This is a genomic window from Dictyoglomus thermophilum H-6-12 (assembly GCF_000020965.1).
In the GTDB taxonomy this organism is placed as follows: domain Bacteria; phylum Dictyoglomota; class Dictyoglomia; order Dictyoglomales; family Dictyoglomaceae; genus Dictyoglomus; species Dictyoglomus thermophilum.
The window spans coordinates 677,771-694,883 of record NC_011297.1 but is presented as its reverse complement, the minus strand read 5'-3'; the positions used below and the strand labels follow the sequence as shown (position 1 = coordinate 694,883).

At 34.0% G+C, this 17,113-nt stretch carries 17 protein-coding genes and 1 tRNA gene; 1 reads left to right on the top strand and 17 read right to left on the bottom strand.

Going from position 1 to position 17,113, the window contains the following annotated elements; genetic code table 11:
- The 10 genes from DICTH_RS03285 to DICTH_RS03240 form a co-directional block, all read right to left on the bottom strand.
- Positions 1 to 444 carry an anti-sigma factor family protein gene (locus tag DICTH_RS03285; protein ID WP_012546954.1) on the bottom strand — a complete coding sequence of 148 codons (444 nt, stop codon included), beginning with the start codon at positions 442 to 444 and terminating at the stop codon, positions 1 to 3.
- Complete coding sequence (locus DICTH_RS03280; protein WP_012548263.1) at positions 434 to 1,105, bottom strand: RNA polymerase sigma factor; 672 nt, start codon at positions 1,103 to 1,105, stop codon at positions 434 to 436. The genes DICTH_RS03285 and DICTH_RS03280 overlap by 11 nt, the downstream gene beginning before the upstream one ends.
- 27 nt (positions 1,106 to 1,132) lie before the next feature.
- Complete coding sequence (locus DICTH_RS03275) at positions 1,133 to 1,744, bottom strand: Spy/CpxP family protein refolding chaperone (RefSeq protein ID WP_012547488.1); 612 nt, start codon at positions 1,742 to 1,744, stop codon at positions 1,133 to 1,135.
- A 90-nt stretch (positions 1,745 to 1,834) separates the two neighbouring features.
- A complete protein-coding gene (gene glpK / locus DICTH_RS03270) occupies positions 1,835 to 3,319 on the bottom strand; it encodes a glycerol kinase GlpK (protein ID WP_012548076.1) in 1,485 nt (494 codons plus the stop codon).
- Between the two features lie 50 nt (positions 3,320 to 3,369).
- Positions 3,370 to 3,945, bottom strand: a complete 576-nt coding sequence (locus DICTH_RS03265; RefSeq protein WP_012547686.1) for a hypothetical protein — start codon at positions 3,943 to 3,945, stop codon at positions 3,370 to 3,372.
- 11 nt (positions 3,946 to 3,956) lie between these two features.
- Positions 3,957 to 5,174, bottom strand: a complete 1,218-nt coding sequence (locus tag DICTH_RS03260) for an ABC transporter permease (RefSeq protein WP_012547862.1) — start codon at positions 5,172 to 5,174, stop codon at positions 3,957 to 3,959.
- A 9-nt stretch (positions 5,175 to 5,183) separates the two neighbouring features.
- Complete coding sequence (locus DICTH_RS03255; protein ID WP_012547718.1) at positions 5,184 to 6,479, bottom strand: efflux RND transporter periplasmic adaptor subunit; 1,296 nt, start codon at positions 6,477 to 6,479, stop codon at positions 5,184 to 5,186.
- A 15-nt stretch (positions 6,480 to 6,494) separates the two neighbouring features.
- A complete protein-coding gene (locus DICTH_RS03250) occupies positions 6,495 to 7,526 on the bottom strand; it encodes a TolC family protein (RefSeq protein WP_012547988.1) in 1,032 nt (343 codons plus the stop codon).
- 3 nt (positions 7,527 to 7,529) lie between these two features.
- On the bottom strand, positions 7,530 to 8,873 hold the full coding sequence (locus DICTH_RS03245) for a TolC family protein (RefSeq protein ID WP_012547218.1): 1,344 nt from the start codon (positions 8,871 to 8,873) through the stop codon (positions 7,530 to 7,532).
- A complete protein-coding gene (locus DICTH_RS03240) occupies positions 8,866 to 9,573 on the bottom strand; it encodes an ABC transporter ATP-binding protein (RefSeq protein ID WP_012548228.1) in 708 nt (235 codons plus the stop codon). Before DICTH_RS03240 ends, DICTH_RS03245 begins: the two co-directional genes overlap by 8 nt.
- A 140-nt stretch (positions 9,574 to 9,713) precedes the next feature.
- On the opposite strand from DICTH_RS03240, the gene DICTH_RS03235 reads away from it, so the two are divergent.
- Positions 9,714 to 9,788, top strand: a tRNA-Ala gene (locus DICTH_RS03235).
- A 25-nt stretch (positions 9,789 to 9,813) separates the two neighbouring features.
- On the opposite strand, the gene proB is transcribed toward DICTH_RS03235, so the two are convergent.
- The 7 genes from proB to lptB all read right to left on the bottom strand — a co-directional run bounded on the left by proB (position 9,814) and on the right by lptB (position 17,108).
- Complete coding sequence (gene proB / locus DICTH_RS03230; RefSeq protein ID WP_012548246.1) at positions 9,814 to 10,929, bottom strand: glutamate 5-kinase; 1,116 nt, start codon at positions 10,927 to 10,929, stop codon at positions 9,814 to 9,816.
- On the bottom strand, positions 10,922 to 11,134 hold the full coding sequence (locus DICTH_RS03225) for a DUF951 domain-containing protein (protein ID WP_012548359.1): 213 nt from the start codon (positions 11,132 to 11,134) through the stop codon (positions 10,922 to 10,924). The genes proB and DICTH_RS03225 overlap by 8 nt, the downstream gene beginning before the upstream one ends.
- Positions 11,131 to 13,218 (bottom strand): elongation factor G, encoded by a 2,088-nt coding sequence (fusA, locus tag DICTH_RS03220; protein ID WP_012547529.1) that lies wholly within the window; start codon positions 13,216 to 13,218, stop codon positions 11,131 to 11,133. Before fusA ends, DICTH_RS03225 begins: the two co-directional genes overlap by 4 nt.
- A gap of 78 nt (positions 13,219 to 13,296) precedes the next feature.
- Complete coding sequence (gene dut / locus DICTH_RS03215) at positions 13,297 to 13,740, bottom strand: dUTP diphosphatase (protein WP_012548762.1); 444 nt, start codon at positions 13,738 to 13,740, stop codon at positions 13,297 to 13,299.
- 1 nt (position 13,741) lies between these two features.
- Complete coding sequence (proS, locus tag DICTH_RS03210) at positions 13,742 to 15,184, bottom strand: proline--tRNA ligase (protein WP_012548773.1); 1,443 nt, start codon at positions 15,182 to 15,184, stop codon at positions 13,742 to 13,744.
- Between the two features lie 14 nt (positions 15,185 to 15,198).
- Positions 15,199 to 16,389 carry a DUF3084 domain-containing protein gene (locus DICTH_RS03205; protein WP_041723197.1) on the bottom strand — a complete coding sequence of 397 codons (1,191 nt, stop codon included), beginning with the start codon at positions 16,387 to 16,389 and terminating at the stop codon, positions 15,199 to 15,201.
- Positions 16,389 to 17,108 (bottom strand): LPS export ABC transporter ATP-binding protein, encoded by a 720-nt coding sequence (gene lptB / locus DICTH_RS03200; RefSeq protein WP_012547954.1) that lies wholly within the window; start codon positions 17,106 to 17,108, stop codon positions 16,389 to 16,391. Before lptB ends, DICTH_RS03205 begins: the two co-directional genes overlap by 1 nt.
- Positions 17,109 to 17,113 lie beyond the last annotated feature (5 nt).

The window sequence follows — 17,113 nt, the reverse complement described above, 5'->3', positions numbered from 1 at the left end:
TTATTCTCTAAATAATACTAAATCAACTAGATTGTTCTCACGGGTAAAAGTAGAATTTGTCATTTTTCCATGCAACTCATAATATATATAAATATTATTGTTTTGCTTATTCAAAAACTGATTAATGTAATTTTGAATAATAAAGATTAGCCCTAAAAATACCACGGCAGTACCTAAAACAATAAAAATTCTCTTCCAAATACTAAAAGATCCATCTTTCTCTCCTTCAAGAGTCATTTTTATCCATAATTTCTCACTAAAATCCTCCGAAGGCACCATTTCGGGAATATTATGAATTTCTTTTATTAATCTCTCCAGAAGTATGAGCTCCTTCTTACAATCAATACAATAAGAAAGATGCTCCTCAATTTCTCCTTTTTTCTCAGGAGAAATTTCTCCATCTATATATGCAGAGAGAAGTCTTTTAACTTCTTTACAATGCATAATTCCCTACTTCCTTCAACAATTTCTCTTTCAGCTCCTTTCTTGCTCTATAAAGGCGAGACTCTACAGTACCGATAGGACACCTAAGAATTTCGGATATTTCTTCATAAGACAGACCCTCATATTCTCTCAAAATTAAAACTTCCTGATATTCTTTAGGAAGCTCTTTTATTAGTTTATGTAATTTTTTCTTTATATCTTCTTTCTCCACAATAGAGAGTGGATCTTCTTCATCACTCGATATAACCTTTTCAAAAGTGTCTTCTTCGTCTTCTCCTATGGGTTCATCTAAGGAATAACTTTCTTTAAATTTTCTTTTGTAATCGTGAGCAACATTTATAGTAATCCTATAGATCCATGTGGAAAATTTTGCCTCACCTCTAAATCTATTTAAGTTCTTGAAAACTTTAATAAAAACTTCTTGAGCAAGATCTTCAAGATCAGGAATATTACCAAGTTGGAGATAAAGAATATTTAAAACCTTTTTTTCATATCGCTTTACCAATATATTAAAAGCCTCTTTATCACCATTTTTTATTAGAGAGATTAAAGATTGATCAGAAAATTTATTCTTTTCCTCCCAGCCAAGGGGAGACGGCTGGGAGGTATGACTTGAAAGGGGGTATTTTCCTTTAATTATATTGATTATACTCTTCTCCATAATATTCTCCTTTGCTTTCCTAATAATTTAAAACACCTTAATTCTTATCCTTATATTATATCTCTGCATTAATCTTACAAGAATTCTAAATTGTTCCTGATCAAGTACCTGCTTTAATTCTTTGAACATTGTCTTCTGCTTATCCCTTATTTCATTTTTTATCTTATATATTTCCTCCCTAAGCTCTTTCTGCCTATCCTGCTGATTTTCTTCCAAAGTTCTCATCTCTAAGTTTTTATCTCGCAATTGTATTCTCAAATTTCTAATCTCATCTAAGTATTTATTTAGTAAATCTTCTACTTTCTGTATTTGTTCTTCTTTTAGTTTTAAAACCTTAGAAAGATCATCTATAAGATCTTTTTTAAATTTTGTATAGATTTTGTCATCCAAATCCTTTAACTTTCCCAAATATTTTTGAAGCTCTTCAGAATCTACTTTTCCACTTCTCAAAAGAAGTTGAATCTGAGCCTCAATTCGATCTCTTTCTCTAATCAGATTTCTATATTCTTGAGAAAATTGCAATCTTGTTCTCTCCTTTAATATCAGAGGATTACCTCTAAAAGGAGAAGCGTATGAAAAACTTAAAAACATCACTAATATAACTAAGATTACTGCAAATATCTTTATAATCTTTCTCATTTTTTCTATACCTCCCCTTCAGCCTTAATTACCACTTCCCATCTACATCTAAATTAGACATATCTTCCTTATCTTTTATTTCCAAAATTTTTATTCTTTCTCCCAACCTCTTGCTTTTGTTACGGCTTCTTTCCACTTTGCTAAATAATATCTTCTTTTCTCTTCAGGCATACCAGGAGTAAATATCTTTTCTTCTCTCCAAATTCTCTTAATCTCATTGAGATCTTTCCATATGCCTACTTTAAGACCCGCCAGAAAAGCTGCACCAAGAGAGGTAGTCTCGGTAATATAAGGTCTCACAACTTTTAAATTAGATATATCTGACTGGAATTGCATAAGAAAATTGTTTGCCGAAGCCCCTCCATCTACTCTTAGCTCCTTTATTTTTATACCTGTTTCACTTTCCATAAGCTCTATCACATCATTAGTCTGGTAAGCTATAGATTCTAAAGCTGCTCTTACAATATGTTCTCTCTTTACACCTCTTGTGATACCAATAATCAAACCTCTCGCAAACATATCCCAATAAGGTGCACCAAGACCTACAAATGCGGGAACAAAATATACTCCACCATTGTCTTCTACCATTTTTGCCAAAATTTCACTTTCGGAAGAGTTCTTAATAATTCCAAGATTATCTCGAAGCCACTGAATTACAGCTCCTGCTATGAACACACTACCTTCAAGAGCATAATGCACATCATCACCAATTCCATAAGCTACAGTAGTAATTAAACCTTTTGAGGAATATTTGATATCTTTTCCAGTATTAAGAAGTATAAAACATCCTGTACCATAAGTATTCTTCAAAATGCCTTCTTCGAAGCCACACTGTCCAAATAATGCAGCCTGTTGATCACCTGCTATACCTGTTATAGGAATTTCTGCATCCTCAAATATATTGCAAACACCATAAAAATAACTAGAAGGAAGAGGTTTAGGTAACATATTACGAGGAATGTTCATTATTTCAAGAAGTTCATCATCCCAATCTAAATTTTTTATGTTAAACAGCATAGTCCTTGAGGCATTAGTGTAATCTGTAGCATGAACTTTTCTCCCCGTTAAATTCCATATAAGCCAGGTATCAACAGTACCAAAAAGTAGCTTTCCTTGTTCTGCCTTTTTTCTTGCCTCAGGAACATTATCAAGAATCCACTTTATCTTAGGACTAGAAAAATATGCGTCTATAACCAGACCAGTCTTTTCTTTAACAAGCTCTGAGAGTCCATCTTTTTTTAATCTCTCACAATAATCTGCAGTTCTTCTACATTGCCAAACAATAGCATTATGTATTGGTTGTCCCGTATCTTTATCCCACACAATAGTAGTCTCTCTCTGATTTGTAACTCCAATAGCAGAAATTTCTTTGGGCTTTATCTTTGCTTTTTCTATAGCTTCAAACATTACTTCCCTTTGAGAATTCCATATATCCCATGGATTGTGTTCCACCCAACCAGGTTTTGGAAAAATCTGAGGAAATTCCTTTTGGGCCACACCTATTATATTCCCCAAAGAATCAAATATTATAGCCCTTGAACTTGTAGTACCCTGATCTAAGGCAAGAATATACACAAGATCACCTCCCCCTTCTAAATCTAATAATTAATCTATTTTTGATTTTCTTATTTTTTCTTCAAGTAATCAATAAGATCATTAAGTTGTTTCTTATAGATGGATAAATGATAAAAGGGATTTAGAGGTTTTCCTTTACTCCAAGCATCCATAAACTTTTGAAATTCCTGCCTTTCCTTCTCAGATATTTGAAAATTCTGTTGATTTCTCCATTGGGGATTAAATTGAGGCTGTTGAGCAGAAGATTGTTGTTGAGACATTCTTTGTCTCATCTCCTCTAATCTCTTTTGTCTCTCTATTTGCAACTTATCAAGATAGGTTAATTGAGCATCTGTAAGCACACCTTCAATACGGTTAATAAATTTATCGGCTTCTTTCTTAGGTAATTCACTTACCTTACCTAGCTCTTGAAGTATAGGGATAAGTTTTTGAGCTTGACTTTTAGTTATAGTTACCTTCTTATCCTTATCAAGTTCTCTTAAGTCTCTTATTAATCTTGTCAAATACTGCACTTCTTGAGACATAAAAGCCCTTCTTTGAGGTTGAGACTGAGTCTGAGCCCCAACTATAGAAATAAGAAGCAAGAAGATAAAAATAAAAGATACATATCTCTTTGTCCACCTCATTTTTATCCCCCTTATTCATATCTTAAGGCATCGATAGGATTTAATTTAGAAGCCCTATAAGCAGGATAGTATCCAAAGAAAATTCCTACGAGTGCAGAAACAGTAAAGGAAAGTACCACAGGATATAAAGTTACAACAGCAGAAAGACCTGAAAAAGATTTTATAACTTGAGATAATACAATTCCCAAAAGTATCCCTAATATACCACCAGCAACAGATACAATAACTGACTCGATTAAAAACTGATATAGGATATATCTTGCCTTTGCCCCAACAGCCTTCCTTATACCTATCTCTCTTATTCTTTCCGTTACATTCACAAGCATAATATTCATTATTCCTATTCCTCCTACAAGAAGAGAAATAGCAGCAATTCCTGCCAAGAACAAAGTCAAAGTCTGCATTGATTGGTTCAATGAAGAAAGGATAGTTAATTGATTTTGAACTACAAAATCATCATTATTAGGATCTGTTATTTTATGTTTTTTCCTTAAAATCTCCTCTATTTTAGATTGTAAATCATTCATTACATCGGGACTTACTGCGGATACATAGATACTGTTTAAATAATTCCCTCCCTGAATTTTCCTTTGAAAAGTAGTCAAAGGAATAAATATCATATCATCAAGATTAGCAAAACCACCAAGTTGACCCTGAGGTTCAAGTACCCCTATAACTTTGAAAGTAATACCCGAAATTTTTATACTTTGCCCAATAGGATCTTCATTATCAAATAATGTCTCTGCAACAGAGGATCCCAAAACTGCAACCCTTTTACTTCCCTTATATTCTTCTTCAGAAAAGAAATCTCCACTAGCCACTTTAATTTCCCTCAAATTTAAATACTCAGGAGATGTACCAATCACTTGTGTATTTGTATTCTGAGCCTTATATTTAACCTGAACATTTCTAGAGGTATAAGGAACTATTGCTACAATCTTACTTAGGTCTAATTCCTTTAACAAAGCTTCATAATCATCATTGGTAATTGAACTTCTCGGAGTACCTCTTACAAGCCCTACTCCTCTTCCAAATCTCGGGAAAACTGTCAAGAGATTTGATCCTAAAGAGGTAAACTGCCTCTCAATTGTAACCTTAGTTCCTTCTCCTAAGGACATTAGTGTGACCACGGCAGCAACACCAATGATTATCCCTAAAGTAGTAAGAAATGTCCTTAATTTATTTGTATTAAAATTATTAATAGCCATTTTTATAAGTTCTAAGATCATATCTTTCACCTACCTCAAAGGCACTCCAGGAATTCTCATTTGAACTTGTTGATTTCTACTGGTAGAAGTGGTACTTGAAGATGGAAGAATTACTATATCTCCTTCCTTTAATCCACTTTCAACCACTACATTTGTCCCATCATCTTCTCCGAGAGTTACCCTAACCAGTTCCCTTTCTCCATTTGGCTTCAATACTTCCACATAACTTCTTCTTTCTGTCTTTTTCACAGCCTTTAGAGGAACAAGAAGAACATTCTTTCTTTCTAAAAGAATGATATCTCCATCGGCACTCATTCCTACCTTTAATCTTAAATCTTCATTAGGAATTCTGACCCTTACCTTAAAAATAGGAATATTATTAGAAATGGTAGCTGTAGGAGATATCCTAATAACCTTACCTTCAAATTCTTCATCAGGAAAAGCATCCAAGGAGATTCTTACAGGAAGACCTACTGAAACCTTGCCAATATCTGTTTCATCTACCTCAAGAGAAAGTTCCACATTTTTAGTATCAAGAAGAGTCATCAATACCGTATTTGAAGATATATTTTGGCCTTTAACAACGTTTACATTTGCTACAATCCCTGAAAAGGGAGCTTTAATTATAGTATTTTCTAAATTTCTTTTAGCGTTCGAAAGATCTATCTTAGCCTTTTCCAAAGAAAGTTTACTTGCTTCAAGTTCTTTTTGTAAACTTTTTAATTGGCTGTCATAGTTTTCCTTTACCAATTTTAGATTAGACTCTGCTTGAGTTAAAGAATTCTTTGCCTTTTCAAAATTGAATTTTGCTGTATCTAAATCACTTTGGGAAGCAAAACCTTTTTTAAATAATTCTTCGATCCTTTCAAGATTATTTTTAGCATTTTGATATTCTATATATGCATTATCTCTAGTTATTTGTGCGTCTTTCAAATTTTTCTCAAGTTGTCTTTTCTGAGTCTCATAATTTAACTTAGCTTGTTCATAAGAATTTTCATAATTCTCATAAGCAATTAAAGCTTGCTGATAAGCATTCTGATAGTCTGTTGGATCAATTTTTACTAAAACATCACCTTCTTTAACCCTTTTACCTTCTTCAACTACATATATCACTGTGCCTGAGACCTTACTTGTTATATCAAGGCTTCTCTCAGCTTCTAAAATCCCACTCCCAGAAACAGTAATAGTTAAATCTCCCCTTCTTACTGTATAGGTATTAAGAGTAACATTATTTTTATTACCTTTGTTTGTTCTTCCAAATCCCCACCAAAGTCCAACCCCTACTAGAATCAAAATTACAAAGATAATAAATAATTTCCTTTTCATAATTTCAACCTCCAACTAATAAAGAGCTTTCCCTATAGCCAATGATAGACTGTCTAAATTTTTCCAATAATTATGGAGAGAAGAATAGTAATTATTTTCAGCCTTTATGATGTTTATTTCAGCACTCATTAGATCAATTTTTGTTATTAAACCAGCATCAAACTTAAGTTGTGCTATCTTGTAATTTTCTTTAGCAAGATCTAAATTTTTTTGTTGAATTTCTAAGTCCTTTAGACTTGCATTAAGCTGTTCTAATCTTTGAGCAATAGTTACTTTTGCATTATTTAAAGATTGTTCATAAGATTTTTTTGCACTTTCAAGAGAGTTCTTTGCAGATATCAATGTGGCCTTAGGTGTATAATCGTTGTCATAAAGTTTGACCTGAAGTTCATAAAGTTCAACATTATTTTTAGCCTGCACTAAAGAAGGAAGATTGTCTTTAGCTATGTTAAACAATTCATCAAAATTAAAACTGAATGATTTTAATTCAGGCTCTTTTAGAGTCACACCCTCCATAGGTGATATTCCAAGAGTTTGCCAAAATTGGCTCCAATATATTGTTAAATTATTTTGGGCAGTTTTTAAAGAATTCACCGCAGACAGATAGTTTAACTCAGCTTGACTCACATCAGTTGCGGTAGCATTTCCCACCTGATATTTTGCTTTTGTAGCATTAAAAACCTCTTCATAATAAGTCAATTGCTTTTCATTTAATCTAACTTGAGCTTGTGCCTCTAAAACATTAAAATATGCATTCCTTACACTTTGCATGACTTGTAATTTGGTATTTTCATATCTAACTTTCTCAAGGTTTAAACTTAGTTCAGATTGTTTCAAGGCTAATACCAAAGTAGTAGGATCTTTCTTCTTATTTTCATAATCGAGAGAAGCATTGTCTAAGTTAATCTTCGCTATTAGAAGATCCCCATTATTTTTCAACGCAATGTCTATAGCCTCTTCAATAGACAATATTTTTTTCTCTTGAGAAAAAGATATAGAACACAATAAAACAAGAGACATAAAAACTATAAAAAATTTTTTAAACATAGATTAGTTCACCTCCAAATCTCCTAAAAGAATAAACAGTTGAACTTTCTGGAGATTAAAATTCAAGATTGAACTTTCAAGATCGTAATTTGCCTGCATATAATCAATTTCATAATTTTTAAGATCAAGATCCGTGATCAAACCAAGATTATATCTTATTTTTTGAGCCTCTAAATTAGCTTTCTTTTGTTCCAGAACAAGCTCTTTCTGTTTTATGCTCTCTTGAGCTATTAAAAGATTATAGTAAGTTTTCAAAAAACTAAGCTCTACGTCTTTTTTAGTCTTATCATAATTTATTTGAGAGCTCTCTAAAGAAAGTTGAGCCTGATTTTTACTAATATTTTTACTACCACCATCTAATATAGGTGTACTGAAAGAAATTCTAAAGTTCCATATGTTTTCACTACTATTTTTTTGCGAGGTACTCCAACTTGGATTTATTGAAGTATTAAGGACATAATTCTGAGTATCAAAAGATAAAGCATAAGTAGTATTCCCTGAAGTAAAACTTCCACTGACAGAGATATTCCAAGGAGGAATATTAGATTTTTCAAGATTTATCTTGGCTTTCTCAATATCAAGCTTGGAATTTTTAATGGTCAAATTATTGGAATATAACCTTGATATTAACTCATCGTAGGAATAGGTAACAGGCTCATATTTTACACCAAGTTTTACAGGTTTTCGTGGAAGGGTTTTGCCTAAAAGATTTTCAAGAGATTTATAACTTAATTCTAAATTATTCTTTGCAGAATTATAATTTATCTCTGCAAGTTTTGCTTTTTGCTTATAATCCATAAAACTAATCTCATTTATTAGACCATCTTTGAATTGTTTCTCTGCTACTTCTTCTTGCCTCTTAGCAAGTTTGTAACTCTCCTCATATATTTTTAGCTGTTCCTGGGCAAGATATAGGTTATAAAAGTTTTGCAAAAATTGATAGTATAAATTTTGAACATTATTCTTGAAATCGTTCTTTGCTTGTTCTAAATTTAACTCAGCCAGTTTTACATTTATACCCGCCTGTCCTTTTGTAAAAAGAATTTGAGAAAAATTTAAGGATAAATTTCCCGATTTTGATTCGCTTGTAGAAGTAACATTATTTAAGGTTACACTTGTTTCCCCTTGATTATAGGATATCTGTAAAGAAAGTTGTGGTTTTAAACTAGAATAAGCAAGATAATATTCTTGTAAGCTACTATTATATTGTGCTTGATAGATCTTATAGAGAGGAGAATTAGTCAGCAAAGGCTTCAGATCCTCGAGAGTTAAATAATCCTCGGCAAAGACAAAAGTTGTAAGTAACAAAAAAATTATAAAAAGAGAAAACATAAGTTTCCTAAACATGGCTTTTCTCCCTCTTCTTATCCTCAATATCTACTATCTTGCCATCTTGCATTCTAACAATCTTTTCAGCATAACTTGCAATATCAATCTCGTGAGTAACAAGTATAATAGTTAAATTCTCCTCTTTATGAAGTTTACTGATAAGCTCCATTATTTCATGACTGGACTTTGAATCTAAATTTCCTGTAGGCTCATCAGCAAGAAGAACTACAGGATCTACAATCAAAGCTCTTGCAATAGCAACCCTTTGTTGCTGTCCCCCTGAAAGCTGAGTCGGCCTGTGATGTAATCTATCTCCAAGCCCCATTCTCTCAAGCATTAATTTTGCCTTCTCTTTTCTCTCCTTAGGAGGAACCCCTCTATATATAAGAGGGAGTTCTACGTTTTGAATGGCATCATAACGAGGAAGAAGATAGAAGCTCTGAAAGACAAAGCCTATTTTCTTATTCCTTATCTCTGCAAGTTCATCATCAGAAAGTTGAGATACATCTTTTCCCTCAAAATAAATCTTGCCTGACGTAGGTCTATCAAGACAACCCATAAGATGCATCATGGTAGATTTACCCGAACCAGACGGCCCCATTATTGCTATGAATTCTCCTCTTTTTACCCTTAAAGAAACCCCATTCAGCGCTACTGTCTCTACACCATCCATTTTATATATCTTTACCACATTTTCTAAAACAAAAATATCATCCATTTTCTCTCTCACATCCTTTCTAGGAAAGATTCTTTTTATTAAGACGGTACATTATACAATTTTATTTCTTTTAAAAACATTTGACAAAAAGGCTTTTATCACTTATAAACTAAATAGACATCTAACAGAAATAATTAAATGGGGGCGTAGCTCAGTGGGAGAGCGCTTGCTTCGCATGCAAGAGGTCGTGGGTTCAAATCCCATCGCCTCCACCAAAATATGGTAAAGAAAAGGGGACTCTTAAGAGTCCCCTCGGTTTATTAATACCAAGTTATTTCTATGAATTACTTCCTCGTAAAAATCCTCACCTAAAATATTTTTTATTTCCTCAGTATTTTTACCCTTTATCCTTTCCAATTCAGAACTATCATAATTCGTTATCCCACGTCCAATTTCTTCTCCAGTAAGATCTAAAATACTTACCGTATCTCCTCTTACAAATTCTCCTTCTATCTTTTTAACTCCAACAGGAAGCAAGCTTTTACCCTTTTTCAATAGAGCATCTTTTGCCCCATCATCTATATATACTTTTCCCTGAGGTTTTGCCATAAAAAGCATCCAATGCTTCCTTCTATTTAGATGCCTCTCTACTGGATAAAACATCGTTCCAACTTTTTCTTTTTTTAGAACTATTCTCTCAAGAACATTTTCTAAATCTGCTTTTGCAAGAATCATAGGAATACCCGCCTCTGTTACTATCTTAGCAGCTTGTACTTTAGTATACATTCCACCAGTACCTTTTCCTGGACCAGCTATCTTCTCTATTTTTTCATCAATTTCATAGATATCTCTTATTAATACAGCATTAGGTGATAAATTAGGATCTTCCGAATACAATCCTTCCACATCGGATAAGATTACAAGAAGATCTGCATTAATAGCACAAGCCACCTTTGCCGAAAGAGTATCGTTATCACCTATTTTTATTTCTTCCACAGCTACTGTATCGTTCTCATTAACAATTGGTACAACTTTTTCTTCTATTAATGTCTCGAAGGTTTGAGAGATATTTATATACCTTTTCCTATCTCTGAGATCTTCTGCAGTAAGAAGTATTTGAGCAATAGGCTGTTTAAATATAGAAAAAAGCTGAGAATAATACTGCATCAACCTTACTTGTCCAACGGCCGAAAGAGCTTGTTTTGCAGGAAGATCTTTCCTTTTAGAGAGCTTCTGCATTATTTCTCTGCCAGAGGCAATAGCACCTGACGATACAAGCACTACCTCCTTATTAGCTCTCATAAGTTTTACACATTCCCTAACTAATGACAAAATCTTTTCTCCAGAAGGATTTCCCCTCTCATCAGTAATACTTGAAGTACCTACTTTTACCACAATCCTTTTCCAATCATTCATACTTCGAAAGTTCCTCCAAACTTACTTCTCCCACCTTTTTAGCTTTTCTCCTAACCTCCATTCTAGGAAGCATTACTATTCTTCCACATTTTTCGCATTTAAGTTTTATGTCAACCCCTGAAAAAAGCACTATCCATCTGCTTCCACCACAAGGATGCTTCTTAGGAAGTTCTAAAATATCTCCAACCTGGATCTTCTCTATCATTCCTCTTCTTCTTCAGCTCTAGGTTTAGCTTTAGCAATTATTTCCTCTTGGATTTTTGCAGGAACTTCTTCATAATGGGAAAACTTCATAGAATATGATCCTCTTCCTTGAGTTATAGACTTTAATACGGAAGAATATCTTAACATTTCTGCAAGAGGAACAAGAGCCTTTATCACTTGCAATTTGCCTAACGCCTCTATAGAGGTTACTTTTCCTCTTCTACCGTTTAAATCACTAATTATATCTCCAGTATATTCATCGGGAGCTGTTATCTCTACCATCATTATTGGTTCAAGAAGAACAGGTTTGGCTTCTAAGAAACCTTTTTTGAAAGCTTTAGAAGCTGCAATCTTAAACGCCATATCTGAGGAGTCCACCTCATGATAAGATCCATCAAACAACGTCACCCTAACATCTACAATAGGATATCCAGCAAGAATACCTTTTTCCATCGTTTCTCTTACACCTTTTTCTACCGCTGGTATATAATTCTTTGGTACTACTCCGCCTACAATCTTATCTACAAATTCAAATCCTGCACCCCTTGGAAGAGGTTCAAGTTCGAGCCATACATGTCCATATTGGCCTCTTCCACCTGTTTGTTTCTTAACCTTTCCTTCTGCCTTTGCTGTAGCTCTTATGGTTTCCCTATACGCCACTTGAGGGGTACCAAGAGTTACATTAACACCAAACTTTCTCTGCATTCTTTCAACTACTACCTCAAGATGCGAATCTCCTAAGCCATAGATTAAGGTTTCATTGGTCTCAATATTTCTCTGAACTCTCAAAGTAGGATCTTCATCAAGAATTCTAGCAATAGCAGTACTCATTCTATCCTCGTCTGCTCTAGACTTAGGAACTACAGCTACTGCAAACACTGGCTCAGGAAATTCAGCAGGAATAACTTTTACTGAATTATCTTTATCTCCCAAAGTTTCGTTTGTAGACGTTTCCTTTAATTTAGTAATAACCCCAATATCGCCTGCATTTATCTCGGTAGCAGGCTCTTGATTTTTTCCTCTTTGGAAGAAAAGTCCTCCTATCTTCTCTTGTACACTTTTATTTACATTGAATAAGTTAGAATCTGGTCTTAGAACCCCAGAAATAACCCTCACATAACTTATCTTACCCACAAAGGGATCAGCGGAAGTCTTAAATACAAAAGCTAAAAGCCCATTTTTCTCACCAATAGATATGGTCTTTGTTTCTCCTGTTTTTGTATCTTCTATAGGAAGAGCAGGACGTTCTTTAGGGCTTGGGAAGAAGGAAACTACAGCATCAAGAAGTTTTGAAACTCCAATATTTTTAAAAGAGGATACAGGGAAAATAGGGAAGATCTCTCTATTTTTAAAAGCCTCCTTTAGAGTCTTAAGGATTAAATCTCCAGATATTTCTTCTCCTTCTAAGTACTTTTGTAAAAGTTCTTCATCAAACTCTATTATGGTCTCAATAAGCTGTTGTCTGTGCTTTTCATAATCAGATTTTAAATCAGAGGGAATATCTGAAACTTCAGCATCTCCTTTTTCATCTTTATATATATAAGCCTTGCCTTCTAACAAATCAATAACACCGTTAAAATTACCTTCTTTACCTATGGGAATATAAATAGGAATAGCTTTACTTCCAAATCTTTCCTGAATAGATTTAACTACCTCAAAAAAGTCCGAGTTTTCCCTGTCAAGTTTATTAACTACAAAAGCAACAGGAAGTTTTTCTCCTTCACCCATACTCCAAACCTTCTCAGTTTGAACCTGTATTCCTGAAATTGCATCTATTACAATAAGCATACTATCCACAGCCCTTAATGCACTTATAATTTCTCCTATAAAATCTGCGTATCCTGGAGTATCTATCAAGTTTATCTTTTTGCCCTTCCACTCTAAAGGCAAAATAGATAAGCTTAGAGAAATACCTCTTTTTATCTCTTCAGGCTCAAAATCCGATACCGTGTTTCCATTCTCTACTCTTCCCATCCTATCAATTACTTTTGCAGTATAGAGAATCGCCTCCGCTAAACTTGTCTTTCCAGCACCCCCATGTCCAAAAAGTCCTACATTTCTTAAATTTTCAGTTTCATATTTCATTTTTCTTTCAAAACCCCCTTACTTTTTATATTTTTTTTTACTTCCTAAGAATTATATTATCAAAAATTTTAAAGAAGATTATAATCCTGTACTTCCCAGCCCCCCTTCACCTCTCTCAGTTTGGGGAAGCTGAGATACTTCTTCCCACATCACGTGAGCATATTGAAGAACCAAAAGTTGAGCAATACGCATACCTCTTTTTCCATAAAATGTCTTATTAGAAAAATTGATTAAATTTACGAAAATTTCTCCTCTGTAATCACTATCAATAAGCCCTGGAGTATTAAGAATCGATATTCCCTCCTTTGCAGCAAGCCCACTTCTTGGTAAAACAAAAGCTAAATATCCCTCAGGCAAAGCAATTTTTATACCAGTAGGAATTACAAGCCCCCCTCCAATCTCTTTAAAGGGAGGAAGTTCAAAGTCAATACGAGAATATAGATCCAATGCTGCTGACCCAGAGGTAGCATAATTAGGGAGAGGTAAATCTTTGTCTATTCTTTCAATCAAAACTTTAACCATATCAGTAGGCTTTTGCAAAAAGAGCTTTTATTTTTGTCTCCTTTCCACATAAAATACATTTTCCTTCTTCTTCCTTCCAATCAAGAGGTATATTTCTTATGGTTGCTCCTGTTAATTCTTTTATCTTTAACTCACATTCCCCATCTCCACACCAACTTGCCTTTACAAATCCCCTTTTTGTATCCATAATCCTCTTAAATTCTTCAAAATTATCAATTTCATACGTATTTTCTTCTCTAAATCTCAACGCCTTTTCAAAGAGAGTCTTCTGAATATCTCTCAGAAGATTTTCTAAATCCTGGACCATATTTTCTCTCTTAATTGACATTTTTATTCTCAAATCTCTTCTTGCCACATATAACTCTTGCTTCTCTACCTCTTTAGGGCCTATTTCCACTCTAACAGGAACACCTTTCAATTCCCATTCATTGAACTTCCATCCTGGAGTATGTTCCTCGTCTTTATCTACTTTAACTCTGAAGTATTTTCTTAAGACCTCATAAATCTCGTCCACATAATTATAAACTTTTGTCTTATCCGTTTCACTTTTCCATATAGGTATGATGACTATCTGATAAGGAGCAACTCTTGGGGGAAGTACAAGTCCATAATCGTCTCCATGGGTCATTATTAAAGCTCCTATCAATCTTGTAGAAACTCCCCAGCTAGTTTGCCACACATATTTTCTCTCTCCATCCACATCCTGGAACATTATATCGAAGGCTTTCGCAAAATGCTGACCTAAGTTATGAGAAGTTCCAGCTTGAAGGGCTCTACCGTCTGCAAGAAGTACCTCAATGGAATAAGTGTGAAGTGCACCTGCGAATTTTTCGTTCTCAGTTTTTCTTCCAGCTATCACAGGAATAGCAAGATCATTTTCAACAAAATCCTTGTAAACATTCAACATTCTCAATGCTTCTTCTTCTGCCTCTTCAAAGGTTCTATGAGCAGTATGCCCTTCTTGCCATAAGAACTCTGTAGTTCTTAAAAAGGGCCTTGTCTCTTTTTCCCATCTTACCACATTTGCCCACTGATTTATTAAGACTGGCAAATCTCTCCAAGACTGTATCCATTTTGAATACATACTACATATAATTGCCTCTGAGGTAGGTCTTACAGCAAGAGGTTCAAATAGCTCTTCATCCCCTCCTTTAGTTACCCAAGCAACCTGAGGAGAAAAACCTTCTACATGCTCTGCCTCCTTTTCTAGAAAGCTCTTAGGTATAAAAAGGGGAAAATAGGCATTTACATGGCCTGTTGCTTTTATCTTCTCATCAAGAATTCTCTGCATATTTTCCCAAATAGCATAACCGTAAGGTTTTATCACCATACATCCCTTAACTGGAGAATAATCCACTAAATCTGCTTTTAAAACCACTTCTGTATACCATTTAGAAAAATCTTCTTTTTGAGAGGTTAACTCTTCCACAAACTTTTTCTCCATAGACTTTCTACCTCCTACAATTCAAATCTTATTTTTAAAGGACCACTGTTATAGGTATCTTCATCAACTATAACTTTTAGAATAACCTTTTTGTTTTTTTCTTTTATTTTATAAACTATATTATAAAATTCTTCAAAAGAAATTTCTCCAACAGTATTAGTGAGAGGATCTGGAAGTACACCCTTTTGCTGTGCTATTCTGTTAACTTCAGAAAGCACTTCAAGAAGCTTCGCTTCGATACTATTCATATCTTCCCCACCATCAATCACTTTTAAAACCAATATCTCTCCCTTCTTGAATACAAGCCTATATGGATATATCTCAAAGTTTAAAAGAGCAGGTTCTCCCTCAAAAATATTTGCAAGAGAAAAGACTCTTATTAATTTCTCTCCAGGACTTGTAAAAGCATCTAATAGTTTTTTCCATTCCGCTTCGGGAATCCATATAAATCCCTTTTCCTCACTTCCAGCTCCCCTTTCTTTAGCTATATTTTCTATCAATGAAAGAAGTGCCTTAGCTTCTTTTTCTGCCTGTTCCTTGTTTAAACTTCCCTTTGAAATATAATTGAGTATCAATTCTCCTCTCCTAAAAACTATGCCTTCAGTTCTCATACTCGTTATTGTAGAGTTCAAAAACTGTATCTCATCAATAAGCTCTTTCTTTTCCTCTAACAATTTTTCCCTCTCCTTATTTAAAAAAGAGATCTTTTGAGAAATATCATATATAGATCTTTGCAATTTCTCATTTTCTCTTAAAAGTAATTCTCTCTCCCTAGATAAATTCTTAATTTCTGTAAGCATTTTAGCTCTATCTTTCTCTAACTCATCAAGCTTCTTCTTATAACTCTCCAACTCCTTTATCGCTTTCTCTCTTTCTATCCTCACCTCTTCATATTTCTGTATAATCTCTGAAAGTTCTTTTTCTTTATTTTTTATGTTAACCTGAAGATCAGTTATTTCTCTTTTTAACTTTTCCATGCCAAAAAGAGCTATCCTAACATTTTCAGAAAATATAGATAAAACAATAAGAGAAAAAATCATGATAAGAATCCCAGTAAAAACGCTAATAATCCTTGAGGTATACTTAGGACGAAGGTTAAAAATAGAAAGTTTCTTTTTTCCTGCCTTCCTTCCCACATAGTCACCTGCATATGCTATTAATCCGCTAGCAACAAGCAATATAACTATTAGTATTATTCCAGACATCAAAGATTAAACCTCTCCCCAAGAAAGAATCTTTTTGCAATATCACTACTAATTATTTCCCCAGGAGTTCCTGAGATCAGAACCTCTCCCGAAAAGATAATATAAGCATAATCTGTTATAGCTAATGTGTCTCGTACATTATGATCTGTTATAAGAATCCCAAGTCCTTTATCTTTTAAATAATAAATAGTCTCTTGAAGATTCTGTACTGTGATAGGATCTACCCCTGCAAAGGGTTCATCAAGAAGTATATACCTAGGCGATAAAGCTAAAACCCTTGCTATCTCTACCCTTCTTCTTTCCCCACCCGACAAGGTATAACCTAAATTTTTCCTAACTTTATGGAGTTGAAATTCATCAATTAATTCCTCAAGTTTTTTCTTTTGCTCTTTAGGCGTTAAATTGGTAAGTTCTAAAACTAATTTAATATTCTCTTCCACAGTGAGCTTCCTAAAAATTGTAGGATCCTGAGCAAGATAGCCTATGCCTTTTCTTGCCCTTTGAGGCATAGAAAGATAAGTAATATCTTCACCATCGAGAATTACTTTTCCACCATCAGCATAAACCTCTCCCATGATAGTATAGAAAGTAGTAGTCTTACCAGCCCCGTTAGGACCTAGAAGGCCAACTACATACCCAGGATCTACAGTAAGGGATACATTTCTAACCACACATCTTTTGCCGTAATATTTATAAATGCCAACAGTTTCCAAACTCATATGCT